This window comes from Listeria grandensis, assembly GCF_014322885.1.
GTDB lineage: Bacteria > Bacillota > Bacilli > Lactobacillales > Listeriaceae > Listeria_A > Listeria_A grandensis.
In genome coordinates this window covers 165,086-190,637 of record NZ_JAASUG010000006.1, presented here as the reverse complement: position 1 = coordinate 190,637, position 25,552 = coordinate 165,086, and the positions used below count along the sequence as shown (strand labels likewise).

The 25,552-nt window shown below is 41.7% G+C and carries 37 protein-coding genes; 33 read left to right on the top strand and 4 right to left on the bottom strand.

The features are described 5' to 3' along the window. Positions 1–181: 181 nt before the first annotated feature. From rpsG to tuf, 3 genes are all read left to right on the top strand, one after another. The gene (gene rpsG / locus HCJ54_RS10050; RefSeq protein WP_036065477.1) at positions 182–652 is read left to right on the top strand and encodes a 30S ribosomal protein S7; all 471 of its coding nucleotides are present in this window, start codon (positions 182–184) and stop codon (positions 650–652) included. Between the two features lie 74 nt (positions 653–726). Next, positions 727–2,817, top strand: a complete 2,091-nt coding sequence (gene fusA, locus HCJ54_RS10045) for an elongation factor G (protein ID WP_185409881.1) — start codon at positions 727–729, stop codon at positions 2,815–2,817. Between the two features lie 109 nt (positions 2,818–2,926). Continuing rightward, positions 2,927–4,114 carry an elongation factor Tu gene (tuf, locus tag HCJ54_RS10040; protein WP_185409882.1) on the top strand — a complete coding sequence of 396 codons (1,188 nt, stop codon included), beginning with the start codon at positions 2,927–2,929 and terminating at the stop codon, positions 4,112–4,114. Positions 4,115–4,205: 91 nt separating this feature from the next. Here tuf and HCJ54_RS10035 read toward each other — a convergent pair whose 3' ends face one another. The 4 genes from HCJ54_RS10035 to HCJ54_RS10020 form a co-directional block, all read right to left on the bottom strand. Beyond that, positions 4,206–5,186, bottom strand: a complete 981-nt coding sequence (locus tag HCJ54_RS10035; RefSeq protein WP_187137529.1) for a polyprenyl synthetase family protein — start codon at positions 5,184–5,186, stop codon at positions 4,206–4,208. A gap of 18 nt (positions 5,187–5,204) precedes the next feature. Further along, complete coding sequence (eetB, locus tag HCJ54_RS10030; protein WP_036060247.1) at positions 5,205–5,741, bottom strand: flavinylation system FAD exporter subunit EetB; 537 nt, start codon at positions 5,739–5,741, stop codon at positions 5,205–5,207. A gap of 30 nt (positions 5,742–5,771) precedes the next feature. Beyond that, positions 5,772–6,209 carry a NusG domain II-containing protein gene (locus HCJ54_RS10025; protein WP_036065487.1) on the bottom strand — a complete coding sequence of 146 codons (438 nt, stop codon included), beginning with the start codon at positions 6,207–6,209 and terminating at the stop codon, positions 5,772–5,774. A 114-nt stretch (positions 6,210–6,323) separates the two neighbouring features. Beyond that, complete coding sequence (locus HCJ54_RS10020) at positions 6,324–8,207, bottom strand: FAD-dependent oxidoreductase (RefSeq protein WP_185409885.1); 1,884 nt, start codon at positions 8,205–8,207, stop codon at positions 6,324–6,326. A 395-nt stretch (positions 8,208–8,602) separates the two neighbouring features. Here HCJ54_RS10020 and pplA point away from each other — a divergent pair, with 395 nt between their 5' ends. The 30 genes from pplA (at position 8,603) to rpsM (ending at position 25,549) form a co-directional block, all read left to right on the top strand. Then, positions 8,603–9,499, top strand: a complete 897-nt coding sequence (pplA, locus tag HCJ54_RS10015) for an extracellular electron transfer flavoprotein PplA (RefSeq protein ID WP_036065491.1) — start codon at positions 8,603–8,605, stop codon at positions 9,497–9,499. 363 nt (positions 9,500–9,862) lie between these two features. Next, complete coding sequence (locus HCJ54_RS10010; protein ID WP_187137528.1) at positions 9,863–10,939, top strand: FAD:protein FMN transferase; 1,077 nt, start codon at positions 9,863–9,865, stop codon at positions 10,937–10,939. Positions 10,940–10,954: 15 nt separating this feature from the next. Then, positions 10,955–11,911: a 1,4-dihydroxy-2-naphthoate polyprenyltransferase gene (gene menA, locus HCJ54_RS10005; protein WP_187137527.1), complete on the top strand. Its 957-nt coding sequence runs from the start codon at positions 10,955–10,957 to the stop codon at positions 11,909–11,911. 21 nt (positions 11,912–11,932) lie between these two features. Continuing rightward, on the top strand, positions 11,933–12,733 hold the full coding sequence (gene fmnA / locus HCJ54_RS10000) for an FAD export ECF transporter transmembrane subunit FmnA (protein ID WP_036065495.1): 801 nt from the start codon (positions 11,933–11,935) through the stop codon (positions 12,731–12,733). Positions 12,734–13,049: 316 nt separating this feature from the next. Next, positions 13,050–13,358 (top strand): 30S ribosomal protein S10, encoded by a 309-nt coding sequence (rpsJ, locus tag HCJ54_RS09995; protein ID WP_036065498.1) that lies wholly within the window; start codon positions 13,050–13,052, stop codon positions 13,356–13,358. Between the two features lie 32 nt (positions 13,359–13,390). After that, positions 13,391–14,020, top strand: a complete 630-nt coding sequence (gene rplC, locus HCJ54_RS09990; protein WP_036065499.1) for a 50S ribosomal protein L3 — start codon at positions 13,391–13,393, stop codon at positions 14,018–14,020. A gap of 24 nt (positions 14,021–14,044) precedes the next feature. Beyond that, positions 14,045–14,668: a 50S ribosomal protein L4 gene (gene rplD, locus HCJ54_RS09985; protein ID WP_036065500.1), complete on the top strand. Its 624-nt coding sequence runs from the start codon at positions 14,045–14,047 to the stop codon at positions 14,666–14,668. Further along, positions 14,668–14,952, top strand: a complete 285-nt coding sequence (rplW, locus tag HCJ54_RS09980) for a 50S ribosomal protein L23 (RefSeq protein ID WP_036065501.1) — start codon at positions 14,668–14,670, stop codon at positions 14,950–14,952. The genes rplD and rplW overlap by 1 nt, the downstream gene beginning before the upstream one ends. Positions 14,953–14,990: 38 nt before the next feature. Beyond that, positions 14,991–15,824, top strand: a complete 834-nt coding sequence (gene rplB / locus HCJ54_RS09975; protein ID WP_036060259.1) for a 50S ribosomal protein L2 — start codon at positions 14,991–14,993, stop codon at positions 15,822–15,824. Between the two features lie 90 nt (positions 15,825–15,914). Then, positions 15,915–16,193 (top strand): 30S ribosomal protein S19, encoded by a 279-nt coding sequence (gene rpsS / locus HCJ54_RS09970; protein ID WP_036065502.1) that lies wholly within the window; start codon positions 15,915–15,917, stop codon positions 16,191–16,193. Positions 16,194–16,212: 19 nt separating this feature from the next. Beyond that, a complete protein-coding gene (gene rplV, locus HCJ54_RS09965; protein ID WP_036065504.1) occupies positions 16,213–16,557 on the top strand; it encodes a 50S ribosomal protein L22 in 345 nt (114 codons plus the stop codon). Positions 16,558–16,560: 3 nt separating this feature from the next. After that, entirely contained in the window at positions 16,561–17,217 is a 657-nt protein-coding gene (gene rpsC, locus HCJ54_RS09960) for a 30S ribosomal protein S3 (protein ID WP_185409889.1), read from the top strand. A 2-nt stretch (positions 17,218–17,219) separates the two neighbouring features. After that, entirely contained in the window at positions 17,220–17,657 is a 438-nt protein-coding gene (rplP, locus tag HCJ54_RS09955; RefSeq protein WP_036065506.1) for a 50S ribosomal protein L16, read from the top strand. Continuing rightward, positions 17,644–17,835 (top strand): 50S ribosomal protein L29, encoded by a 192-nt coding sequence (gene rpmC, locus HCJ54_RS09950; protein ID WP_036060270.1) that lies wholly within the window; start codon positions 17,644–17,646, stop codon positions 17,833–17,835. Before rplP ends, rpmC begins: the two co-directional genes overlap by 14 nt. A 27-nt stretch (positions 17,836–17,862) precedes the next feature. After that, complete coding sequence (gene rpsQ / locus HCJ54_RS09945) at positions 17,863–18,126, top strand: 30S ribosomal protein S17 (RefSeq protein ID WP_036060273.1); 264 nt, start codon at positions 17,863–17,865, stop codon at positions 18,124–18,126. 77 nt (positions 18,127–18,203) lie between these two features. After that, complete coding sequence (gene rplN, locus HCJ54_RS09940; RefSeq protein ID WP_036060275.1) at positions 18,204–18,572, top strand: 50S ribosomal protein L14; 369 nt, start codon at positions 18,204–18,206, stop codon at positions 18,570–18,572. A 38-nt stretch (positions 18,573–18,610) separates the two neighbouring features. Continuing rightward, positions 18,611–18,931, top strand: a complete 321-nt coding sequence (rplX, locus tag HCJ54_RS09935; RefSeq protein WP_036065507.1) for a 50S ribosomal protein L24 — start codon at positions 18,611–18,613, stop codon at positions 18,929–18,931. A gap of 29 nt (positions 18,932–18,960) precedes the next feature. Then, on the top strand, positions 18,961–19,500 hold the full coding sequence (gene rplE / locus HCJ54_RS09930) for a 50S ribosomal protein L5 (protein WP_036065509.1): 540 nt from the start codon (positions 18,961–18,963) through the stop codon (positions 19,498–19,500). 39 nt (positions 19,501–19,539) lie between these two features. Beyond that, the gene (locus HCJ54_RS09925; protein ID WP_036065511.1) at positions 19,540–19,725 is read left to right on the top strand and encodes a type Z 30S ribosomal protein S14; all 186 of its coding nucleotides are present in this window, start codon (positions 19,540–19,542) and stop codon (positions 19,723–19,725) included. A gap of 32 nt (positions 19,726–19,757) precedes the next feature. Beyond that, positions 19,758–20,156 carry a 30S ribosomal protein S8 gene (rpsH, locus tag HCJ54_RS09920; RefSeq protein WP_036065514.1) on the top strand — a complete coding sequence of 133 codons (399 nt, stop codon included), beginning with the start codon at positions 19,758–19,760 and terminating at the stop codon, positions 20,154–20,156. A 29-nt stretch (positions 20,157–20,185) separates the two neighbouring features. Beyond that, positions 20,186–20,722: a 50S ribosomal protein L6 gene (gene rplF, locus HCJ54_RS09915; protein ID WP_187137526.1), complete on the top strand. Its 537-nt coding sequence runs from the start codon at positions 20,186–20,188 to the stop codon at positions 20,720–20,722. Between the two features lie 33 nt (positions 20,723–20,755). After that, a complete protein-coding gene (gene rplR, locus HCJ54_RS09910) occupies positions 20,756–21,115 on the top strand; it encodes a 50S ribosomal protein L18 (RefSeq protein WP_036065516.1) in 360 nt (119 codons plus the stop codon). A 21-nt stretch (positions 21,116–21,136) separates the two neighbouring features. Further along, positions 21,137–21,640, top strand: a complete 504-nt coding sequence (rpsE, locus tag HCJ54_RS09905; protein ID WP_036060286.1) for a 30S ribosomal protein S5 — start codon at positions 21,137–21,139, stop codon at positions 21,638–21,640. Positions 21,641–21,656: 16 nt separating this feature from the next. Beyond that, on the top strand, positions 21,657–21,836 hold the full coding sequence (gene rpmD / locus HCJ54_RS09900; protein WP_003720933.1) for a 50S ribosomal protein L30: 180 nt from the start codon (positions 21,657–21,659) through the stop codon (positions 21,834–21,836). A gap of 55 nt (positions 21,837–21,891) precedes the next feature. Further along, the gene (rplO, locus tag HCJ54_RS09895) at positions 21,892–22,332 is read left to right on the top strand and encodes a 50S ribosomal protein L15 (RefSeq protein WP_036065517.1); all 441 of its coding nucleotides are present in this window, start codon (positions 21,892–21,894) and stop codon (positions 22,330–22,332) included. Next, entirely contained in the window at positions 22,332–23,633 is a 1,302-nt protein-coding gene (gene secY / locus HCJ54_RS09890) for a preprotein translocase subunit SecY (RefSeq protein ID WP_185409891.1), read from the top strand. Before rplO ends, secY begins: the two co-directional genes overlap by 1 nt. Positions 23,634–23,701: 68 nt before the next feature. Then, on the top strand, positions 23,702–24,349 hold the full coding sequence (locus HCJ54_RS09885; protein ID WP_187137525.1) for an adenylate kinase: 648 nt from the start codon (positions 23,702–23,704) through the stop codon (positions 24,347–24,349). Between the two features lie 381 nt (positions 24,350–24,730). After that, positions 24,731–24,949, top strand: coding sequence for a translation initiation factor IF-1 (infA, locus tag HCJ54_RS09880; RefSeq protein WP_036060296.1), 219 nt, complete (start codon positions 24,731–24,733; stop codon positions 24,947–24,949). A gap of 102 nt (positions 24,950–25,051) precedes the next feature. Further along, positions 25,052–25,165, top strand: a complete 114-nt coding sequence (gene rpmJ, locus HCJ54_RS09875; RefSeq protein ID WP_003156543.1) for a 50S ribosomal protein L36 — start codon at positions 25,052–25,054, stop codon at positions 25,163–25,165. An 18-nt stretch (positions 25,166–25,183) separates the two neighbouring features. Then, positions 25,184–25,549, top strand: coding sequence for a 30S ribosomal protein S13 (gene rpsM, locus HCJ54_RS09870; protein WP_036060303.1), 366 nt, complete (start codon positions 25,184–25,186; stop codon positions 25,547–25,549). The last annotated feature ends 3 nt before the right edge of the window (positions 25,550–25,552 follow it).

Below are 25,552 nucleotides of genomic sequence, written 5' to 3'. Positions count from 1 at the left end.
ATTATCGTGATTTATCGCCAAACCCAGTGTGTTGACAAATGCTTAGTTTCTAGGCAAAGTCGAGCACGGAAGCGGAGCGTACTGGTGTACGTGAGCATCGGAGCGGAGATTTTAACGACGAAAATGAGCGTTTGTCAGCGCATGAATAAAAAAATCTTACTCTTTGAAAGGAGGATATCCAATGCCTCGTAAAGGTCCTGTTGCTAAACGTGACGTATTACCAGATCCGATGTACAATTCGAAATTGGTAACTCGTCTAATCAATAAACTTATGATTGATGGTAAACGCGGAAAAGCGCAAACTATCATTTATTCTGCTTTTGATATCATCGCGCAAGAAAGTGGAAAAGACCCTATGGAAGTATTTGACGAAGCAATCAAAAACATCATGCCAGTTCTTGAAGTAAAAGCTCGCCGTGTTGGTGGTGCTAACTATCAAGTTCCGATTGAAGTTCGTGCTGATCGTCGTACAACGCTAGGTCTACGTTGGTTAGTTAACTATTCACGTCTACGTGGAGAGAAAACTATGGTAGAACGTCTTGCACACGAAATTCTTGATGCATCTAACAATGCCGGAGCTTCCGTTAAGAAACGTGAAGATACGCATAAAATGGCAGATGCAAACAGAGCATTCGCTCACTATCGCTGGTAAGATCTATCTTATCCGCACGACTAGGTCGACAATTGTCGCCTAACTAAATCGTAATAATGGAAGGAGAAATACCCATGGCTAGAGAGTTCTCCTTAGAAAAGACGCGTAATATTGGTATTATGGCTCATATTGATGCTGGTAAAACCACTACTACAGAGCGTATCCTTTTCTATACAGGGCGTATTCATAAAATTGGTGAAACACATGAAGGTGCATCCCAAATGGACTGGATGGAACAAGAACAAGAACGTGGTATCACGATCACATCCGCTGCGACAACTGCGCAATGGAAAGGTCACCGCGTAAACATTATCGATACACCAGGACACGTAGATTTCACTGTTGAAGTTGAACGTTCCCTTCGTGTATTAGATGGTGCTGTTGCCGTTCTAGATGCACAATCAGGTGTTGAGCCACAAACCGAAACAGTTTGGCGCCAAGCAACTACTTACGGGGTTCCTCGTGTAGTATTTGTTAACAAAATGGATAAAATCGGTGCTGACTTCTTGTATTCAGTAGGTACATTACATGACCGTCTGGATGCAAACGCACACCCAATCCAATTACCAATCGGTGCGGAAGACACTTTTGAAGGTATCATTGACTTAGTTGAGATGAACGCTTTGTACTATCTTGATGATGTAGGAAATGATCCTGAAATTCGTGAAATCCCAGCTGATTTAAAAGAGCTTGCTGACGAGTATCGCGGCAAACTTATCGAAGCTGTTGCTGATTTAGATGAAGAGCTAATGATGAAATATCTTGAAGGTGAAGAGCCTACAAAAGAAGAGTTGAAAGCGGCAATCCGTAAAGGAACGCTAGCTGTTGAATTCTACCCTGTTGTATGTGGTACAGCATTCAAAAACAAAGGTGTTCAACCGATGCTTGATGCCGTACTAGATTACCTACCAGCGCCAACAGATGTTGCTGCTATTAAAGGTATTTTACCAGATACAGAAGAAGAAGCGGAACGTCATCCTGATGATAACGAACCATTCTCTTCTCTTGCGTTTAAAGTTATGACTGACCCTTACGTTGGTCGTCTTACTTTCTTCCGCGTTTACTCAGGTACTTTGAACTCAGGTTCTTACGTTCAAAACTCCTCTAAAGGTAAACGTGAACGTGTTGGACGTATCCTTCAAATGCACGCTAATCACCGTGAAGAGATTTCTATCGTATATTGTGGTGATATCGCTGCTGCTGTTGGTTTGAAAGACACGACTACTGGGGACACGCTATGTGATGAAAAGAATCAAATTATCTTAGAATCCATGGAATTCCCAGAACCAGTTATCTCGGTTGCTATTGAGCCTAAATCAAAAGCCGATCAAGATAAAATGGGTCAAGCTCTTGCAAAACTTGCAGAAGAAGATCCAACATTCCGTACAGAAACTGACCAAGAAACTGGTCAAACAATCATCTCTGGTATGGGTGAGCTTCACTTAGACATCCTTGTAGACCGTATGCGTCGTGAGTTCAAGGTAGAAGCTAACGTGGGTGATCCACAAGTTTCTTACCGTGAAACATTCCGTCAATCTGCCCAAGTCGAAGGTAAATTCGTTCGTCAATCCGGTGGTCGTGGACAATATGGTCACGTTTGGATCGAATTTGGTCCTAACGAAGAAGGAAAAGGCTTTGAGTTCGAGAACGCTATCGTTGGTGGTGTTGTTCCACGTGAATACATCCCAGCAGTTCAAGCAGGTCTTGAAGGCGCACTAGGAAATGGTGTACTTGCAGGATATCCGCTAATCGATATTAAAGCGAAATTATATGACGGATCTTACCATGATGTCGATTCCAATGAAATGGCCTTTAAAGTGGCTGCTTCTATGGCTCTTCGTAACGCGGCTAAGAAATGTAGTCCTGTCATCTTGGAACCAATGATGAATGTTGAAGTAATTGTACCTGAGGATTACCTTGGAGACATTATGGGTAACATCACATCTCGTCGTGGTCGCGTAGATGGTATGGAAGCACGCGGTAACGCTCAAGTTGTTCGTGCCTTCGTTCCACTTGCAAACATGTTTGGTTACGCTACGTACCTGCGTTCAAGTACGCAAGGTCGCGGAGTTTACACTATGCAGTTTGACCACTATGAAGAAGTTCCTAAATCCGTTGGTGAAGAGATTATCAAAGCCAATGGCGGCAATAATAAAGAGGATTAATTGCAATTCTGCTCTAAATCCTGTATAACTACAAGTAACGAGATTCGCGCAGATTCATATTCCGCGTGTTATCAATAATTTTTTTAAACATTAAGGAGGAAATATTAAAATGGCTAAAGAAAAATTTGACCGCTCAAAACCCCATGTTAACGTTGGTACTATCGGACACGTCGATCATGGTAAAACTACTTTAACAGCTGCAATCACTACTGTACTATCTAAAAAAGGTTTTGCAGAAGCTTCTGCATACGACCAAATCGATGGTGCTCCAGAAGAAAGAGAACGTGGTATCACAATCTCTACTGCTCACGTTGAGTATGAAACTGAAAACCGTCACTACGCACACGTAGATTGCCCAGGACATGCCGATTATGTTAAAAACATGATCACTGGTGCTGCGCAAATGGATGGTGGTATCTTAGTAGTATCTGCTGCTGATGGTCCAATGCCACAAACTCGTGAGCACATCTTGCTTTCACGTCAAGTTGGTGTTCCTTACCTTGTTGTCTTCATGAACAAATGTGACATGGTAGATGACGAAGAATTACTAGAATTAGTTGAAATGGAAATCCGTGATCTATTAACGGAATACGAATTCCCTGGCGACGATATTCCAGTAATCAAAGGTTCTGCTCTTAAAGCTCTTCAAGGTGAGCCGGAATGGGAAGAAAAAGTTAACGAACTTATGGACGCTGTGGATAGCTATATCCCAACTCCAACTCGTGACACTGACAAACCATTCATGATGCCAGTTGAGGATGTATTCTCAATCACTGGTCGTGGAACAGTTGCTACAGGTCGTGTAGAACGTGGACAAGTTAAAGTCGGTGACGAAGTTGAAGTTATCGGTCTTGTTGAAGAAACTAAGAAAATCGTTGTAACTGGAGTAGAAATGTTCCGTAAGTTACTTGATTACGCTGAAGCAGGCGATAACATTGGTGCACTTTTACGTGGTGTAGCTCGTGAAGATATCCAACGTGGCCAAGTATTAGCTAAGCCAGGTTCGATCACTCCACATACTTCTTTTAAAGCTGAAACGTATGTTTTATCAAAAGAAGAAGGTGGACGTCACACTCCATTCTTCAACAACTACCGTCCACAATTCTATTTCCGTACTACTGACGTAACAGGTATTGTTACACTTCCAGAAGGTACTGAAATGGTTATGCCTGGCGATAACGTTGAGGTTTCTGTTGAACTAATCGCACCAGTTGCGATTGAAGAAGGTACTAAATTCTCTATCCGTGAGGGTGGACGTACTGTAGGCGCTGGAGTAGTAGCGACTATCTCTAAATAATTTCCATTTAAAAATCCGAACTCCTTTTTAGGGGCTCGGATTTTTTTTATGGTGTTTAATCTAGAAAAAGAGATACGTCACCCAGTTAGGATTAGATGTCTCTTTTTAAAATAGAGGAAGTCAGTTCGTACATTTGATCGCGATAAGCACCAGCGGGGAGCTTCTTGATTTCGCGTAGAGCTTTTTTGGTGTACTTATCAGCGAGCGTGAATGCTTGTTCTACACCTTTATATTTTGTTATTAAGTCAAGCAGGTTTTCGAGATCGGCATCTGACATGTCGAGTTCTTTTTCGAGTAGTGGTCGGAATTCAGAGTGGCGTTTTTGCATCGCATAGATGAGCGGGAGAGTGTAGACGCCTTGTTTGACGTCGTTTAAAACTGGTTTTCCAAGACCACCATTGGAACTCGTGTAATCCAGTACATCATCGATAATTTGGAAAGCCATCCCCAGATAATGTCCGATATTCCAAGCATTGCGGGCTTGAGAACGGTTTGCTTTACTTTGGGACACGCCTGAAAAGGTACTTAATGCAAAGAGCTGCGCAGTTTTGCCTGATATTCGTGATAAATATTGGCGCACCGTTACGTTTATGTCATAGCGCATCCGCATCTGATCCAGTTCTCCCATCAAGATCTTCTCGATATTTTTGCTGTTAAACTCGATATTCTCAATAGAGTTAGCATGACTTGATAGGATTTTGAAACAAATGCAAAAAAGATAGTCACCCGTGTAGACCGCATAATTGCGACCGTATTTGGAATGAATGGTTGGAATACCACGCCTTGTCGGGGCATCATCGACGACGTCATCGTGAATAAGCGTCGCCATATGTAGAACTTCCAAGGCACCGGCAACAGCGATAGCGCGGTCGCGATCGTAATCTGGCCCGACTTGTGCTGCGAGTAAAGCGTATGCTGGACGCAACAGTTTTCCGCCAGCGTGAATCAACGCCTTTACGTTTTGCTCGACTTGCTTATCCCTAATTTGGATACTTTTTTCGATAGTTGTGAGTACATCTTTCAAATCGGTTTGCAGATTTGGATAGGCGTCCCACATCGGGTGAAGTTGCATAATTCATCCTCATTTCGCTTAGTTTTGAATAGGTTCGTTCGTTTTATTAAAAGCACGTAACGTCTGTACATTTTTAATTAAATAATTGGCCGCGATTCCGACCGCAATCCCTGATAGTATACCGATAAACGAGAGGACAGGCAAGTATAGCATGACATTCCAACTGCCAGCGATCCAACTTGCAATCACGAGTTGGCCGACATTATGTAGAATTCCGCCAGTTGTGCTGACGCCGATAATGCTGACACGCTTAGGCCCCAGTTTCTTCACGAGCCACATACCGCCAAAACTCAAAATCGCTCCGGCCGCACTGTACATAAACGTTGAAATCGTTCCGCCGAGTAATGTTGCCAAGACAAGCCGGATGCATACAATCATAAAAGCATCTTTCGTGGATAGTGTGTACAAGGAAATACACGTAATAATATTCGCCAAACCGAGCTTAGCACCAGGCGCGAAGGCAAATGGAAAGGGAATCGCGCGTTCCAACAAGCTAATGACAACCGCCTGAGCCGCTAGTAAAGCAATATAAACTAAACGCTTATTCTTCGTCATATACACACCTCCTGTTTTCCAAAAATCATGCTAGGACGGAATAACAATCCCATCATCAGGCTCTGTTTCGCCAGTTGTAGACTGAACTTCAATCACGACCTTGTGCGGTAAACAAACAATCGTCTCACCGAGTTTCCCGATCGCGCCAACACGGACGCAGACTTGGTCATTACAATCAGCTGCGCTAATCCGAATCCGTTCGCCTTTCACTTCGATTTCGTTATAATCGCCATCATCCGTCGTCACTTTAAACGTATCGGTGCCTGTATGCCCCGTCAAATCAACACGCTTATACTCGTTGCCATCGACTTTAATCACTGCGACCAACTTCGACTCTGAACCAGGCGCGGGTTTGGGTTCTTGTGCTTTTGCGTATGTAAAAATAGCTAGAGGCAAAAAAGAAAGCACGGTCAAGAGCACAACAATAATGACGTCCCAACGCTTCACCATATGTAAGTATTCCTTCACGTTTCTTTTCCCCCTCTAACTAACTTTATCTTCATTGTAATACACTAGCTCAAAAATTTATAGCGAAAGGCAGTTTTGGGCTGCCTTTCGCTAATGAGTCTCAATCGTATAAAATTACTTGTCGCGGTAGATGGAACTTTCTTTACCGTACCACCAGCGCCCAAGATGTTTTTGTAACCAAGGCATAGCCCAATAATCTAAACCAAATGTACGTCCAGCACCATTTAGTAAAGCAATCGAAGCCGGCAACGCCCAGAATTTGTCCCAACCAAGCATAGCGCATAGTGTGAACATTACTAGGAATCCAGCGCTTCCGATACTAGCTAACCAAGTGAATAGACCAACAACAAGCGCAAGACCGATTGCAAGTTCTACAAACGGAACGACTTTTTGCATGAAAAGGGCTACATCAAGATTTGGCATAACTAATTTCATAATCCATTCAAACCAACCAGGCATATGGCTGAGAATTGGTGTTGTTACGTTTGTTGCCGCGTCGCCAGCAGCATCGCCGGCCGCTTGTGATGCACCAGATGTTGCCGCAGTTTGCAACCAATCAAATGGCATTTTTGAAGTTGTCGCAGTTAACCATGAATCAGGTCCGAGTCCTTGGAATAACGGTTTCAAGTTCGTCAGGCTAACTTTATCCCACGTCGTTTCACCGTAAATCTTAGAAAGAGCCTCGTCAACCCAGAACCAACCGACATAAATACGAAGCGGCAATGTCCAAAGTACGTTACCGTAACGAGAAGTCCAACCGCGGAAGATATTCCGGTTATCTCTAATATGGAAAAATTCATGGGAAACGTATTGTGCCATATAATAACCACTACGGATTCCGAAGAAGTAGTAAAGGTTAACCATATGTTTCATGAAAATCGCGAACCACCCGTGCAAGCGCAATCCGCCTAGGTTAGCGACACCGTATTTCGAACCGATGGAAACCATGACACCGTGATACTTACCGTTGTATGCTTCTTTTTGGGTACCGCTGATTTCAGAAATGATGCTTTTCGCAGCAGTCATACCAGTTTGCTCAGCAGCTTCGACGATTTGAGGAGTTGGTTTGCCTTCTTCCTCTTCGTAATAAGCCAAGTCACCGATAACGTATGTGTTTTCGAATTTCTCAGCTTCCATATATTCGTTGACTTTCAAACGACCGGCACGCGCAGTTTCCATACCGTAATCTTTCGTATCAGAATTCGCACGGACACCAGCAGTCCAAATCAATGTATGTGTCGGAATTTCGTCGCCGGATTTCAAGACGATGCTCTCCGCTTTAACTTCAACGATAGCAGCATCTTTCATAATCTTGATCCCTTTTTTCAACATGAAGTCTTCCGCTTTTTGAGCATCTTTACGATCTAGCATGTTCAGAATCGTTGGTGCAGCTTCGACAACAATTAATTCGATTTCAGAAACGTCGACTTTGTTATCTTTCGCAAGACGCGTTTTCCAGTCAAGCAATTCCCCAACCATTTCGATTCCGGTAAAACCAGAACCACAAATAGCAAAAGTAAGCATGGCTTTGCGTTTCGCTACATCTTGTTCCTCGGAAGCATCATGAACCACCGTTTCGATATGTTCGCGCAACTTAACCGCGTTTTCCCAAGACCAAAGCGTGAATCCATGTTCACCAACACCAGGTGTTCCGAAGTCATTAGGCTCGCCACCCATACCAAGAACGAGGTAATCAAATGGATAGCTACCATTCTCCGTCGTTACCGTCTTGGTTTCGTGATCAACGTGCGTTACGTTGTCCGTCACTAATTTCACTTTCGTGCGATTAAACAAATGACGCAAATCGTACTGTATTGCCGTTGGTTCAACACGTCCCCCAGCTACTTCGTGCAACTCAGTCATCATCGTATGATAGGAATGTCTATCAATCAACGTGATGGTTACTGATTCGTCTCTCTTGTACTTTTTCGCTAATTTCTTAGCCGCATGTACACCTGCATATCCCGCCCCTATTAAAACAATATTCTTTTCAGGCATATGCTTTCTCAACTCCTTGTAAGTATATTCACAAAAATTATAAGTCCTGCGTTCTAAAACATTATAGTAATAACCTAACTCAGTTTAACAGATAGAACAAAGGCTGTCTAGGGTCTTTACCCTCAAAAAATAAGAAACAAACGTATCCTTGTCATGTAAAGTGCTCGGATGACAATAAACGTCATTTGAGTGGTGAGATTTCAATAAAAGGATTGCTAGCCAAGAAAGAAATCGCTTTCTGAAAATTTCCGATTTTTTATTCCCACACGCTGAGTGTAGACAAATTGAGACAATAATGTTATATTTAAGTGGAATTAAGGTGAGCTTGTTGGTTTCGTGTCAATTCCATTGTTCATGTTATCACAAGTAATATTTTAAAAGGTGGGAGCAATTTTATGAAGAAGAAAAAGTTGGTAATGGCCCTGACGGCTGTAATGGCCTCAAGTATGTTGTTAGTAGCATGTGGGAATGACAATAGTAGCGACAGCAAGTCTAGTGATAGCAAGCAGTCGGATACGAAGACAGCGGATGCCAAAACAGATGGCACAATGACAGATGGCACTTACAAATTACAAGAAAAGAACTACGACGATAAAGGTTGGAAAGGTTTCATGACAATCACCGTTGATGGCAACAAAATCACGAAATCTGATTACAACTACAAAAATAAAGATGGCAAACTAAAAACAGATGACGCAGACTATGAGAAAAACATGAAAGCAAAGACTGGTACGGGTCCACAAGAATACATCCCAGCTTTGAATGATTCTCTAGTTGCTAAACAAGCAGCAGCAGACGTACAAGTTGTAACTGGTGCAACACATTCATCTGACACGTTTGTCAACTACTCTAACCAATTGATCCAAGCGGCGCAACGTGCAGACACAGCGACAATTGAAATCAACAATGGTGCGAAATTAGAAGACGGTAAATATTCATTAGAAGAACAAAATTACGCGCACAACTACCGTGCAGTATTCAATATGGAAGTAAAAGATGGCAAGATCACAACATCTGATTACAACTACGTAGACAAAGACGGCAAGAAGAAAACAGACGACGCTGACTATGAGAAAAACATGAAATCAAAAACTGGCACAGGCCCACAAGAATACATTCCTGCGCTTAACTCAGCTCTAGTAAGCAAACAAAATCCTGCAGACGTTGCAGTAGTTACAGGCGCAACAGAATCATCTAACGCATTCAAAATCTATGCAGCGCAACTTTATAATGCCGCTCAATCTGGTAACACAGATATGATCAAAGTGTATAACCAAGTAGATGCTGAATAAGTAACGAAATAAGTAGTAAATCAGGGCTTCAGAGCGAAAACTCTGGAGTCTTTTTGTTTGGGTTGTTCGAATGAAAGGCGTGACACTTTCTTGACAATGCACCCAATCACCGATACATTAAAATAGCGACAAAAAGTCCGCTTCAGCGTGTCGACAAACACTCGTTTTCGTCGTTAAAAGCTCGTTCAGTGCTCACGTACTCTAGTACGCGCCGCGCCGGTACTCACTTTTGCCTAGAAACTAAGCATTTGTCGACACGCTGAAGTTTGGAGAAATATCATGTAAAGCGGTTTTTCTACAGCCTGTGCGACAAAAAGTCCGCTGTATTACACTCTAATTCCAAATCCGAAAGGTGCCATCGAAATGAAGAAATTTTATATGTTAATCACGCTTGTACTTTTAGCAGTTCTCGTAACGGCTTGTGGCAGCGATGATTCGAAAAAAAGTACTGCATCAGAAGGAGATAATCCTGAAATATTATCCCAACCCTATACAAAAACGGATTTTCTAATGGGCACAATTAATGTCGTGAAAATTTATGATAAAGGTAAAGAGGACGTGCTTCTGAAAGCCTTTGACCGAATTAAAGAATTAGATAAACAAATTACAACGAGTGATAGCGGTAAAACATCAGAAGTGGACAAGGTGAATCTTGCAGCGGGCCAAAACCCTGTCAAAGTAAACGATGACGTGTTTTACCTTATTAAAGAAGGTCTGAAATATAGTGAGAGTTCGGGTGGGAGTTTTGATATTACAATCGGTCCGCTTACTTCCTTATGGCATATCGGTTTTGATGATGCTAGAAAACCAAGCCAAGCAGAGATCGATGCGGCTTTACCTCTGATTGACTACAAAAAAGTGAAGTTAGACGACGAGAAAAAAACAGTCTACCTAGAAGAAAAGGGAATGGAGCTTGATTTAGGCGCGATTGCAAAAGGTTATATTGCAGACGAAGTGGCTAAAGTTCTCGATGACAACAAAGTGACCACGGCCATCATTGACCTTGGTGGAAATATCATCGTGAAAGGTGACAGTCCAAAAGGCGGGGATTGGGTAGTAGGAATTCAAGATCCATTCCAATCACGCGGTACAGTCATTGGAACGATCCCGGAAGCGAACAAATCGATTGTAACATCAGGTATCTATGAACGTTTCCTTGAAGTGGACGGCGTTAAATACCACCATTTACTAGATCCGAAAACTGGCTATCCATTTGATAACGATATTGCAGGCGTATCTATTGTTTCCGAAAAATCAATTGACGGTGACGGGCTGTCCACTGCGACATTCTCGAAAGGTGTCCAAGGCGGCATGGACTTCATCGAAACGTATAAAGGCGTCGAAGCCATTTTTGTAAGTAAAGAGAAAAAAGTATACATCACATCAGGTCTAAAAGGGAAGTTCAAAATCACGGACAAGAATTTCGAATTAGCGAATTAAAAAGGAGTGTCCCACGTGTCGATACCAGCATTTTTGAAATTGGTAGAAATCCAGACGAAGATCGCTAGTGTTTTTCCTTTTATTATTGGAACCTTGTTCGCGGTTTATCAATACGATCTATTTAATTGGAAAAATACGCTGATTTTCTTTGGATCGATGTTGATATTTGATTTAACGACAACGGCAATTAATAACTATATGGATTACCGGAAGGCGACGAATAACCATGATTATGATTACCGAACGACGAGCAATGTCATTGGGCAAGAACAAATCTCAGAGAAAACGGTGATCATCACTATTTTTCTGATGTTCTTCATCGCGACTGGCCTCGGTGTTTGGCTGGTTGTCGAAACCGATTTGCTAGTACTGCTGGCTGGCTTTATCTGTTTTTGCATCGGGATTTTATATACGTTTGGACCAGTGCCGTTATCGCGGATGCCTCTCGGGGAGATTTTCTCAGGTGTGACGATGGGGTTTGGTATTGTTTTTCTAGCGATCTATGTGAATGCTTACGATGCGGGAATCGCAAATTTGATTTGGTCGGGCGAGTGGGTTACCGTGAAGGTGAATTTGCTCGAAATAATTCGGATCGCCGTTGTGTCCTTGCCGTGTATTTTCACCATCGCCAACATCATGCTAGCCAACAACATATGCGATTTGGACGAGGATATCCGCAATCACCGCTATACACTGCCATACTACATCAGTAAAAAATACGCAGTCATCCTGTTTAATGCGCTTTACTACGCTTCGTTTGCCGCGATCGTCGCGTCGGTCATTGTTGGCTTCCTAAGTCCGATCATGCTACTAACGCTCATTGCGATCATCCCGGTATTTAAAAATTTACAGAAATTCAACGCCGAACAAGTGAAGGCAAAAACGTTTGTTATCTCGATCAAAAACTTCGTGGCAACAAATAGTGCGCTGGTCATTTTTCTGGTGGCTAGTTTAATCTTAAAATATATATAATGAGAAAAGAGGGATTTTCCGATGATTGATAAATTAATATTTGGCCGTTTCATGCCGGGGGAATCCCTCATTCATCGCTTAGACGCAAGAACGAAATTGATTGCTGGTTTTTATTTTATTGGGATTCTGTTCCTAGCCAACAACTGGCAAAGCTATGTGTTGCTGACACTATTCACATTTTTAGTCATTGCCCTTACCGGAATCTCCTACCGTTTTTTTATTAAAGGTGTAAAGCCGTTGATTTGGCTCATTCTGTTCACTGTGTTACTGCAAGCCTTGTTTACGAGCGGCGGGACTATTTTTTTTAGTTGGGGACCATTCGCGATCTCCTCATTTGGCTTAATTAATGGTGTATACGTCTTTGTCCGGTTTGTCTTGATTATCTTCATGTCGACGGTCATCACGCTCACAACGACGCCTATGGATCTAACAGACGCCATTGCTTACATACTACGACCATTCAAAATTCTCAAGATGCCAGTCCAAGATATCGCGCTTATGATTTCGGTAGCGTTGCGCTTTATCCCAACTTTAATGGAAGAAACTGATAAAATCATGAAAGCCCAACGAGCAAGAGGTGTCGATTTTGGCGAAGGGAACTTATTTGAACAAATGAAAGTAGTCGTTCCGATTTTCATTCCGCTATTCGTTAGTTCTTTCAACCGAGCGGAAGATTTGGCGGATGCAATGGAAGCAAGAGGCTATCAAGGTGACAAAAAAAGAACGAGATTCCGAATCCTGCATTGGCATTGGTGCGATCTAGTGGCGGCGTGCGTACTTGTCGCGTTGACCACAGCGCTCGTGACGCTCCGAATATCATGATCCGAAGGCGCAAAATCAATAAGCCGATTTTGCGCCTTTTTTGATTCCTCAAAAACCTTATTCTAGCGCATTATAAGCCTCGCAAAACTTTTTTCACAAAATCGTTGAAATTACTAGGTCGGACGTGTATAATAGATAAAGTGCAAATGAACAGGCATTGCTCTGTCTATTTCGTGCAACACCCCCACTAGTTGGGGCTGTAGATGTGATGAAGTGAGAGGTTGCTGACACACCCGGCCGCTTTGCCATGGCGAGTGTCCAGGAGATTTTCACGGAGAATGTCTATTTTAAAAGTAGGCGAGAAGGAGGGAAAATAATGGCAAAACAAAAAATTCGTATTCGTTTAAAAGCGTATGATCACCGTATCTTGGATCAATCGGCTGAGAAAATTGTAGAAACTGCGAAACGTTCTGGTGCTTCTGTATCTGGTCCGATTCCACTTCCAACAGAGAAGTCAATCTACACAATCTTGCGTGCGGTTCATAAATACAAAGATTCACGTGAGCAATTCGAAATGCGTACACACAAACGTTTAATCGATATCGTTAATCCAACACCACAAACTGTTGATAGCCTTATGCGTTTAGACTTACCAAGCGGTGTGGACATCGAAATCAAACTATAAATAAAAAATTAACTAAACAGGAGGTGTGACTCATGACCAAAGGAATCTTAGGTAGAAAAGTAGGGATGACACAAGTTTTCACTGAAAACGGCGAACTTATTCCAGTAACAGTAATCGAAGCAGGTGCTAACGTAGTACTTCAAAAGAAAACGGTTGATACGGACGGATATGAAGCAATTCAAATCGGTTTCGAGGATAAACGCGAAAAATTGTCAAACAAACCCGAAAAAGGTCATGTAGAAAAAGCCAATACTACTCCTAAGCGCTTCATTCGCGAATTACGCGATGTAAACTTAGACGAGTATGAAATTGGTGGAGAAATTAAAGTAGACGTATTCGCTGAAGGTGACATCGTCGACGCGACAGGCGTATCGAAAGGTAAAGGATTCCAAGGTGTTATCAAACGCCACGGACAATCTCGTGGACCAATGGCCCACGGATCGCGTTACCATCGTCGCCCGGGTTCAATGGGTCCTGTAGCGCCTAACCGTGTATTCAAAAATAAATTACTTCCAGGTCGTATGGGTGGAGATCAGATCACTATCCAAAACCTAGAAATCGTCAAAGTAGACGTAGAAAAAAATGTTCTTTTAGTTAAAGGTAACGTACCAGGAGCTAAAAAAGCATTGATCCAAATCAAAACGGCAAACAAATCAAGATAATTTATTGGAAAGGAGGACTAACAAATGCCCAACGTAGCTTTATTGAAACAAGATGGAACAAATGCTGGCGAAATTACACTTAACGATACTATTTTCGGTATTGAACCAAATGAAAAAGTGGTTGTTGATGTAATTTTGAGTCAACGAGCTTCCTTACGTCAAGGAACTCATAAAGTAAAAGGCCGCTCAGAAGTACGCGGCGGTGGACGTAAACCATGGCGCCAAAAAGGTACAGGTCGTGCCCGTCAAGGTTCGATTCGTTCCCCACAATGGCGTGGAGGTGGAGTCGTATTCGGCCCAACACCACGTAGCTATGCTTACAAATTACCTAAGAAAGTTCGTCGTTTAGCGATCAAATCGATCCTTTCTTCTAAAGTAAAAGAAGAGAGCCTAGTAGTATTAGAAGGTTTAACTTTCTCTGCTCCTAAGACTAAAGAATTCACGGCTTTCCTTAAGAATATCTCTGTAGATACAAAAGCATTGGTAGTAGTAGCCGATGAAAGTGAGAATGTAGAATTATCTGCACGTAACTTACAAGGCATTAAAGTTATTCCAGCTCAAAGTATCTCAGTACTAGATGTTGCTAAACATGATAAGTTAATTATCACGAAAGCAGCTCTTGAACAAGTAGAGGAGGTGCTTGCATAATGGATGCACGCGACATCATTAAGCGCCCGGTTATCACGGAACAATCAACAAGTGTTTTAGATGATAAGAAATATACGTTTGAAGTTGATACACGCGCTACTAAAACGCACGTTAAGAAAGCTATCGAAGAAATTTTCGAAGTGAAAGTTGCGAAAGTAAACGTAATGAACTACAAAGGTAAATTGAAACGTATGGGCCGTTACGCTGGCTATACAAACAAGCGTCGTAAAGCTATCGTGACACTTACTGCCGATAGCAAAGAAATCCAATTTTTCGAAGTTTAATACTTCTAGGGAATTGAACAAATAGAGGAGGGAATACAATGGCGATTAAAAAGTATAAACCTACCACAAACGGCCGTCGTCACATGACGAGTTCAGATTTTGCTGAGATTACTACAAGTACTCCAGAAAAAGCTTTACTACGTCCTCTGAAAAAGAAGGCTGGTCGTAATAACCAAGGTAAGTTAACTGTTCGTCATCACGGTGGAGGACACAAACGTCAATACCGCGTGATCGATTTCAAACGTAATAAAGATGGTATTCCAGGACGCGTTGCTACGATCGAATATGATCCTAACCGTTCTGCTAACATCGCATTAATTCACTACGTTGATGGAGAAAAACGCTACATCATCGCAGCAAAAGGCTTAGAAGTAGGCCAAACAATTTATTCAGGTTCAGAGGCGGATATCAAAGTTGGTAACGCACTAGAACTTAAAGATATTCCAGTGGGTACTGTTATTCACAATATCGAAATGAAACCTGGTAAAGGTGGACAATTAGTACGTTCAGCTGGAACAAGTGCTCAAGTACTTGGTAAAGAAGGTAAATATGTACTTATCCGTCTTAACTCTGGTGAGGTTCGCATGATTCTTTCTACTTGCCGTGCTACTATTGGCCAAGTTGGTAACGAACAACACGAACTTATCAACATTGGTAAAGCAGGTCGTTCACGTTGGATGGGTAAACGCCCAACAGTTCGTGGATCTGTAATGAACCCGAATGATCACCCACACGGTGGTGGTGAAGGTAAAGCACCAATCGGACGTAAATCACCAATGTCTCCTTGGGGTAAACCAACACTTGGTTACAAAACTCGTAAGAAAAACAATAACTCCGATAAATTTATCGTACGTCGTCGTAAGAAAAAATAATTGGATTTGTAATTTTGACGAATTTATAGGTAGCAGGGACGGACAAGCACAAGCTTTCCGATTCCTGACTATGCGAAGGGAGGTTCCGACATGGGTCGTAGCTTGAAAAAAGGACCTTTTGTAGATGATCATTTGATGAAAAAAGTTGAGGCAGCTGATGCAAGCGAAAAGAAACAAGTTATTAAAACTTGGTCTCGTCGCTCAACGATTTTCCCAGTATTCGTTGGACAAACGATTGCTGTATATGACGGTCGCAAACACGTTCCAGTCTATATCCAAGAAGATATGGTAGGACATAAATTAGGTGAATTCGCACCAACTCGTACGTACCGCGGTCATGCGGGCGACGATAAAAAAACAAGACGTTAATTGAGAGGAGGATATCCTGATGACAACTGCAAAAGCCGTTGCAAAAACTGTTCGTATTGCTCCTCGTAAAGTTAGACTCGTAATGGATCTAGTACGTGGTAAGCAAGTCGGTGAAGCCGTTGCTATTTTAAAACTTACTCCAAAAGCAGCTTCTCCGGTTATCGAGAAAGTTTTAAAATCAGCAATCGCAAACGCTGAGCATAATTATGATTTAGATGTAAATAACTTAGTAATTTCTGAGGCATTCGTTGACGAAGGTCCAACATTGAAACGCTTCCGTCCACGTGCTATGGGACGCGCAAGTGCAATTAATAAACGTACAAGCCACATCACAGTCGTGGTATCTGAAATCGAGGAGGGATAATTCGTGGGCCAAAAAATACATCCAATAGGTATGCGTGTCGGTATCATCCGTGATTGGGATTCAAAATGGTATGCTGGTAAAGAATACGCGAACTTCTTACATGAAGATTTACGTATCCGTGAATATATCGCGAAAAACTTATCAGATGCTTCTGTATCACGTATTGAAATCGAACGTGCGGCAAGCCGTGTAAACATCACTATCCACACTGCTAAACCAGGTATGGTTATCGGTAAAGGTGGATCTGAGGTTGAATCATTACGTAAGAACCTAAATGAACTTACAGGTAAACGAGTTCATATCAATATTGTAGAAATTAAAAGAGCTGACCTTGACGCTAAATTGGTTGCTGAAGGCATTGCTCGTCAATTGGAAAACCGTGTGTCTTTCCGACGTGCACAAAAACAAGCAATCCAACGTACAATGCGTGCAGGCGCTAAAGGTATCAAAACTCAAGTTTCCGGCCGTCTAGGTGGAGCAGATATCGCTCGTGCGGAACATTACAGCGAAGGAACAGTACCTCTTCATACATTGCGTGCCGATATCGATTACGCATGGGAAGAAGCTGACACAACATATGGTAAACTAGGCGTTAAAGTCTGGATCTACCGTGGTGAAGTCCTTCCTACGAAGAAAACAAATGTGGAAGGAGGAAAATAATAATGTTAGTTCCAAAACGTGTAAAATACCGTCGTGAGTTCCGTGGTAACATGCGTGGACGTGCAAAAGGCGGAACAGAAGTAGCATTTGGTGAGTATGGTCTTCAAGCAGTTGATGCTTCATGGATCACTAACCGTCAAATCGAAGCTGCCCGTATTGCAATGACTCGTTACATGAAACGTGGCGGTAAAGTTTGGATTAAAATTTTCCCTCATAAATCTTACACTTCTAAGCCAATCGGCGTTCGGATGGGTAAAGGTAAAGGTGCTCCGGAAGGTTGGGTAAGCCCAGTTAAACGTGGCAAAATTATGTTTGAAATCGCAGGTGTTCCTGAAGAAGTAGCGCGTGAAGCATTACGTCTTGCAGCACATAAATTACCTGTTAAAACAAAAATCGTGAAACGCGAAGAAATTGGTGGTGAAGCAAATGAAAGCAACTGATATCCGTGAATTGTCCACTACTGAAATTCAAGATAAAGAAAAATCTCTAAAAGAAGAGCTTTTCAACTTGCGCTTTCAATTAGCTACTGGCCAATTGGAAAACACTGCACGTATTCGTGAAGTACGTAAAGCGATCGCACGTATGAAAACAATCGTTCGTGAAAGAGAACTTGCCTAAAATTAATTCAGGAGGAGGTTTTAATACATGTCTGAACGTAACCAACGTAAAGTCTATACAGGACGTGTTGTATCCGACAAAATGGATAAAACAATCACTGTCGTTGTTGAAACGTATAAGAAACACTCGCTTTATGGCAAGCGCGTGAAGTATTCTAAGAAATTCAAAGCTCATGATGAAAATAATGTAGCTAAAGCAGGCGACTTAGTACGTATTGCTGAAACTCGTCCATTATCGGCGACTAAACGTTTCCGCTTACTAGAAGTTGTTGAAGAAGCTGTAGTAGTTTAAATCGTGAACCGTAATAATATAAGTTTTAATAGGAAAAATAAATTTCCCGATTGTTTATCTGGAAGGAGGGTGTCCTAATGATTCAACAAGAAAGTCGTTTGAAAGTGGCTGATAACTCTGGTGCTCGTGAAGTATTGACAATTAAAGTACTAGGCGGATCAGGACGCAAAACTGCGAACATTGGCGACGTAATCGTGTGTACTGTTAAACAAGCAACACCAGGTGGCGTTGTCAAAAAAGGTGAAGTAGTTAGAGCGGTTATCGTTCGTACTAAGAGTGGAGCACGTCGTCAAGATGGTTCTTACATCAAATTTGATGAAAATGCATGTGTAATAATCCGTGACGATAAAAGTCCTCGTGGAACACGTATTTTTGGACCTGTTGCACGCGAACTTCGTGAAAGCAACTTTATGAAGATCGTTTCTTTAGCTCCAGAAGTTCTTTAAAATACAGTAGTTTCAAAATCAAGGAGGTGCTAGACCCAATGCATGTCAAAAAAGGTGATAAAGTTCAAGTTATTACTGGTAAAGATAAAGGTAAATCCGGCAAAATCATCGCTGCTTTCCCTAAAAAGGACCGCGTGATCGTTGAAGGACTTAACATGGTTAAAAAACATACAAAACCATCAAACGTTAACCCGCAAGGTGGAATTTTAAATGTTGAAGCACCGATTCACGTATCTAACGTAATGCTTATCGATCCTAAAACTGGTGAACCAACTCGTGTGAACTATGAAATCAAGGACGGTAAAAAAGTACGCGTAGCTAAAAAATCCGGTGAAGTTATTAAAGACGCAACTAAATAAAAAGTATTTGAGGAAGGAGGGAATATTACATGAATCGCCTTAAAGATAGATATCTTAAGGAAATTGTTCCTGCTTTAATGAGCAAATTCAATTATGACTCCGTAATGGAGGTACCAAAAATCGATAAAATCGTAATCAACACTGGTGTTGGTGACGCAACAGCAAATGCGAAAGTTTTGGATAGTGCAGTGGAAGAGTTAGCTCTAATCACTGGTCAAAAACCTGTAATCACAAAAGCGAAAAATTCAATCGCTGGTTTCCGTCTTCGTGAAGGAATGCCAATCGGTGCGAAAGTAACGCTACGTGGAGATCGCATGTATGATTTCTTAGACAAATTAATTACTGTTTCCCTACCACGTGTTCGTGACTTCCGTGGGGTTTCTAAAAAAGCCTTCGACGGTCGCGGTAACTACACGCTAGGTGTTAGAGAGCAATTAATTTTCCCTGAAATTGATTACGATAAAGTAAGTAAAGTTCGCGGAATGGACGTAGTAATCGTTACTACAGCTAAATCCGATGAAGAGTCAAAAGAATTACTGACACATGTTGGAATGCCTTTTCAAAAGTAATCCAAATGGTAATCAATAAATAAGTAGGGAGGCGCAAACGTGGCTAAAAAATCAATGATCGCGAAGCAAAAACGCACACCGAAACATCCTGTTCAAGCTTACACTCGTTGTGAACGTTGTGGTCGTCCACATTCCGTTATTCGCAAATTTAAACTATGCCGTATCTGCTTCCGTGAACTTGCCTATAAAGGACAAATTCCCGGCGTCAGAAAAGCAAGCTGGTAAAAACCCAATAATGGGAAGGAGGTAAATTTTTCATGGTGATGACAGATCCTATCGCAGATTTTCTAACTCGTATTCGTAACGCCAATATGGTACGTCACGATAAGTTAGAAGTTCCTGCTTCAAAAATCAAAAAAGAAGTCGCTGAAATCCTTAAAAGAGAAGGTTTCGTACGTGATGTTGAATATATTCAAGATGATAAACAAGGTACAATCCGTGTTTTCCTTAAATATGGTGCAGCTAACGAGCGTGTAATTACTGGACTTAAGCGTATCAGTAAGCCAGGTCTTCGTGTTTACGCTAAAGCTGATGAGGTACCAAAAGTACTTAACGGTTTAGGTATTGCAATTGTATCTACTTCTCAAGGTTTGTTAACTGACAAAGAAGCTCGCGCGAAACAAGTGGGCGGAGAAGTTCTAGCATACGTTTGGTAAGAACAGAAAATCACAAGGAGGTGCAATAAATGTCCCGTATAGGTAAAAAAACAATTGTTATCCCAGCTGGTGTTACTGTAACATTAGATGGTTCAACAGCAACTGTTAAGGGCCCTAAAGGTGAATTAGTAAAAACTTTTAACCCAGATATCTCAATCAATATCGAAGGAAGCGAGATCAATGTGACTCGTCCTTCTGACAATAAAACACACCGTGCGCTTCATGGTACGACACGTGCTATTTTAAATAACATGATTGTCGGCGTATCTGAAGGCTACGAAAAAACTCTTGAGCTTATTGGTGTCGGTTACCGTGCTGCAAAACAAGGTACTACTCTTGTTTTAAACGTAGGTTACTCGCATCCAGTAGAATTCGAAGCTCGTCCAGGTGTTGAAGTGGAAGTACCAGCAAACACGAAAGTTATCGTGCGCGGTATTAACAAAGAACACGTTGGCGAATTGGCTGCAAATATCCGTTCTGTACGTCCACCAGAGCCTTACAAAGGTAAAGGTATCCGTTACGAAGGCGAATTTGTACGTCGTAAAGAAGGTAAAACCGGTAAATAATGCCGCATAAAGCTAAGAGAAGAGGTGAGTCGTGTGATTACCAAAATCGACAAAAATAAAGTGCGTAAAAAAAGACATGGTCGTGTTCGTTCTAAGATTTCTGGAACAGCAGCCCGTCCACGCTTGAACGTATTCCGTTCAAACAAGAACATTTATGCTCAACTTATTGATGATGTTAACGGTGTAACAATCGCTAGCGCATCTAACGTAGATAAAGATTTCCCTAAAGCTGAGTCCAAAGTTGACGCAGCTACAAAAGTAGGCGAAATCGTTGCAAAACGCGCTACAGAAAAAGGCGTTAAAGCTGTTGTATTTGACCGCGGTGGTTATTTGTATCATGGTCGTGTAAAAGCTTTAGCTGAATCTGCTCGTGAAAATGGATTGGAATTTTAATAAGAAGGAGGGACAACTTACATGCCTCAACAAATCGATGGAAACAAATTAGAATTAGAAGAACGCGTAGTTACTATCAACCGTGTTGCGAAAGTAGTTAAGGGTGGTCGTCGTTTCCGTTTTTCAGCGCTCGTAGTCGTTGGAGATAAAAACGGTCATGTTGGATTCGGTACTGGTAAAGCGCAAGAAGTTCCAGATGCGATCCGTAAAGCAATTGACGATGCTAAGAAGAATATGATCTTCGTACCAACTGTTGACACTACAATCCCACACACAGCAATCGGTCATTTTGGTGGTGGAGAAATTCTCCTAAAACCTGCAAGCGCCGGTTCTGGTGTAACTGCTGGTGGTCCAGTTCGTGCTGTCCTTGAGCTTGCCGGTGTTGCTGATGTGTCTAGTAAATCACTAGGTTCTAACACACCAATCAACATGGTTCGCGCTACATTCGACGGTATCAAACAACTTAAAAAAGCTGAAGATGTTGCGAAATTACGCGGCAAAACAGTTGAAGAATTACTAGGATAAGGAGGGAATAAACGTTATGGCGAAATTAGAAATTACTCTAAAACGTAGCTTAATCGGACGCCCTCAACCACAACGCAAAACAGTTCAAGCTCTAGGCTTGGGAAAAACTAATTCTGTTGTTGTAAAAGAAGATAATCCTGCAATTCGTGGGATGATCACTAAAGTTAGTCATTTAGTGGACGTTAAAGAAGTTTAAGCTATTAATGAATTTTAAAATGAATAAAATCGTAAATTAGGAGGAGGTGCTTGACATGAAACTTCACGAACTTAAACCTGCAGAAGGTTCTCGTAAAGAGCGTAATCGTGTTGGTCGTGGTATGAGTTCTGGTAACGGTAAAACATCAGGACGCGGTCACAAAGGTCAAAAAGCACGTTCAGGTGGCGGTGTACGCCTAGGCTTCGAAGGTGGACAATTACCATTGTTCCGTCGTATTCCAAAACGTGGTTTCACAAACATCAACCGCAAAGAGTATGCTGTTGTGAACATTGATGTTTTAAATCGCTTTGAAGAAGGTACAGAAGTAACACCTGAATTATTAATTGAAACAGGTATCGTTCGTAACGCAAAATCCGGAATTAAGATTTTGTCTAACGGTGCAATCGAGAAAAAACTTACAGTGAAAGCTAACAAATTCTCATCGGCTGCTAAAGAGGCTATAGAGGCTGCTGGTGGAAAAACTGAGGTGATCTAATGTTTTCGACGTTGATCAATTTTTTCAAAGTTGCTGATATTCGTAAGAAAATCATGTTTACGTTAGCTATGCTTGTCATTTTCCGTATCGGAACATTTATTCCTGTACCGGGAGTGGACGCAGCAGCTATCCAAAAATCGATGGAATCAGGAATTCTTGGATTCTTGAACACTTTCAACGGTGGTGCACTGAAGAATTTCTCGATCTTTGCGATGGGCGTAATGCCATACATCACTGCATCGATTATTGTGCAATTGTTACAAATGGATGTTGTGCCAAAACTTACTGAGTGGTCCAAGCAAGGTGAGATGGGACGTAAGAAATCAAATCAATTGACGCGTTACTTAACGATTGGACTAGGGCTTGTCGAAGCATTCGGTATGGCATTTGGGTTCAATAGATTGAGTGGTTCAGGTTTCATTGTGAATCCTTCCATCGCTCAATATCTGGCAATTGCAGTTGTTCTTACTACTGGTACAATGTTCTTAATGTGGCTAGGTGAACAAATTACTGTGAGTGGCGTTGGTAATGGGATTTCTATTATTATCTTTGCTGGAATTGTAGCACAGATTCCAGATGGGTTGCGTTCTCTATACGCATCACAAATTGAAGACGCTGGTGATCAGTTGTTCATGCGCGTCCTGATTCTTATCGCCATTGCTGTGGCAGTTTTAGCGATCATTGTGCTCGTTATTTACTTCCAACAAGCATTGCGTAAGATTCCAATTCAATACTCAAAACGTGTCGCTGGTGCAAAAACTGGTGGGGCACAAGCAACACATTTACCGCTGAAACTTAACTCTGCTGGGGTTATACCGGTAATCTTTGCAAGTGCATTTATCATTACACCGCAAACTATTTTGAGCTTTGCCTTCGTTGATTCATCCAGTCAAGTTGTAAAAGTCTTAAAACAAATTTTTGACTATACGCAACCGATTGGTATGTGTCTATATGTTGCCTTGATTATCGCATTTACTTACTTCTATGCGTTTATCCAAGTGAACCCTGAGAAAGTTGCAGATAACTTGAAGAAACAAGGTGGGTATATTCCAAGTAAACGTCCTGGTCGTGAAACACAAGCGTATCTTACGAGTGTGCTTTATCGTCTAACTTTTGTTGGTGCGATCTTCCTTTCTGTAGTTGCAATCATGCCTACAATCGGAGCGTCTGTATTCGATCTTCCGCAATCTGTTGCCATCGGTGGTACGAGCTTGCTGATTGTTATCGGGGTTGCCCTGGATACAACAAAACAATTAGAAGGACAACTTGTGAAACGAAATTATCGAGGATTTATCAAATAAACACGTGGGTCGGCTGAGGATCAACCCTCGGAAGTCCCAACGTGCTACCTAATAAAGGGGCGATACAGTTGAAACTAGTGTTAATGGGACTGCCCGGTGCCGGTAAGGGTACGCAAGCTGAAAAAATTGTTGCGAAATACAATATTCCTCACATTTCAACTGGGGATATGTTCCGCGCAGCAATAAAAAATGGCACGGAATTAGGACTAAAAGCCAAATCCTTCATGGATAGCGGTAATTTGGTACCTGATGATGTGACAAACGGTATCGTTCGTGAACGCTTAGCCGAAGATGATGCTAAGAATGGTTTCTTGCTTGATGGATTTCCACGTACCGTTGAGCAGGCTGAGGAACTTGAGAAAATTCTTTCGGACCTCGGAACAAAGCTTGATGCTGTTGTTAACATTCAAGTAGATAAAAGCAGTCTGATGAAACGTCTAACCGGTCGCTTCATTTGTCCGACATGTGGTAAAACGTATCACGAAGTTTTCAATCCTCCGAAACAAGCGGGGATTTGTGACATCGATGGTGATACACTTTACCAACGCGAAGACGATAAAGCAGAAACTGTGGAAAATCGCCTAAATGTTAATATCAAACAAACCCAACCATTATTAGATTTTTATGGTGAAAAAGGAACATTATTTGCGGTAAATGGAGAGCAAGATATTGATGTCGTGTTCGAAGACGTAGATAAGATTCTCGCTTCATTTTAATGAGATCATCGCTTATTCACAGTCGGTACCTATGTGGTGCAAAATGTTTTGTTTTGTAGTATAATGGGTAATTGGCAGTGCGAATGAGTAACAACTATGCGAAACATGATGAACGAGAGATTGTCTGAAGATCATCTGGATAAATAGGAATGCTACTGGAAATAGTGATATGAAGGCGTTCGTAAGGGCCAGATGCACTTGTACTTCCATTTTTGCGGGACCGTACTTTTACCGATTGTCTGAAGATGTATAAAATTAATTCCTTGTCGTGGGGAACGATTTTGGTATGTCTAGCGTTTTTTCATGTAATAAAATTTTACGCGAAAAGAAATGGCAGACCTGTAAATGGTCCAGTTAGAAGAAGTAAGGAGGTAGCAACTTATGGCAAAAGAAGATGTAATCGAAGTGGAAGGTACAGTGGAAGACACATTGCCTAACGCGATGTTCAAAGTTGTACTAGAAAATGGTCATACTGTTTTAGCTACAGTTTCTGGCAAAATCCGTATGCACTATATTCGTATTTTACCAGGTGATAAAGTAACGGTGGAACTTTCCCCGTATGACTTAACACGTGGCAGAATCACTTACCGTTTTAAATAATAATTGACTCGGAAATGAAATTATATACCGGTCTGGTTCGCCAGCTGTTTTTCAATCGGTTTATAGAGACATTTTCTCTAGTAAACAAGGAGGTATATCTACATGAAAGTAAGACCATCAGTAAAACCAATCTGTGAGAAATGTAAAGTTATTCGCAGAAAAGGTAAAGTAATGGTAATTTGTGAAAATCCGAAACATAAACAAAAACAAGGATAAGAGGAGGTGCTTTTATAAATGGCACGTATTGCAGGTGTTGATGTTCCGCGCGAAAAGCGTATCGTAATATCTTTGACTTACATCTATGGTATCGGTAACCAAACGGCTAAAGATGTATTAAAAGAAGCAGGAGTTTCTGAAAATACTCGTACTCGTGATTTGACTGAAGAAGAACTTGGTAAAATCCGTGAACTAGTTGATAAAATTAAGGTTGAGGGTGATCTTCGTCGTGAAGTGAACTTGAATATCAAACGTTTGATCGAAATCGGTTCTTATCGTGGCATGCGTCATCGTCGTGGTCTACCAGTTCGTGGACAAAACACGAAGAACAACGCACGTACTCGTAAAGGCCCATTAAAAACGGTCGCAGGTAAGAAGAAATAATTA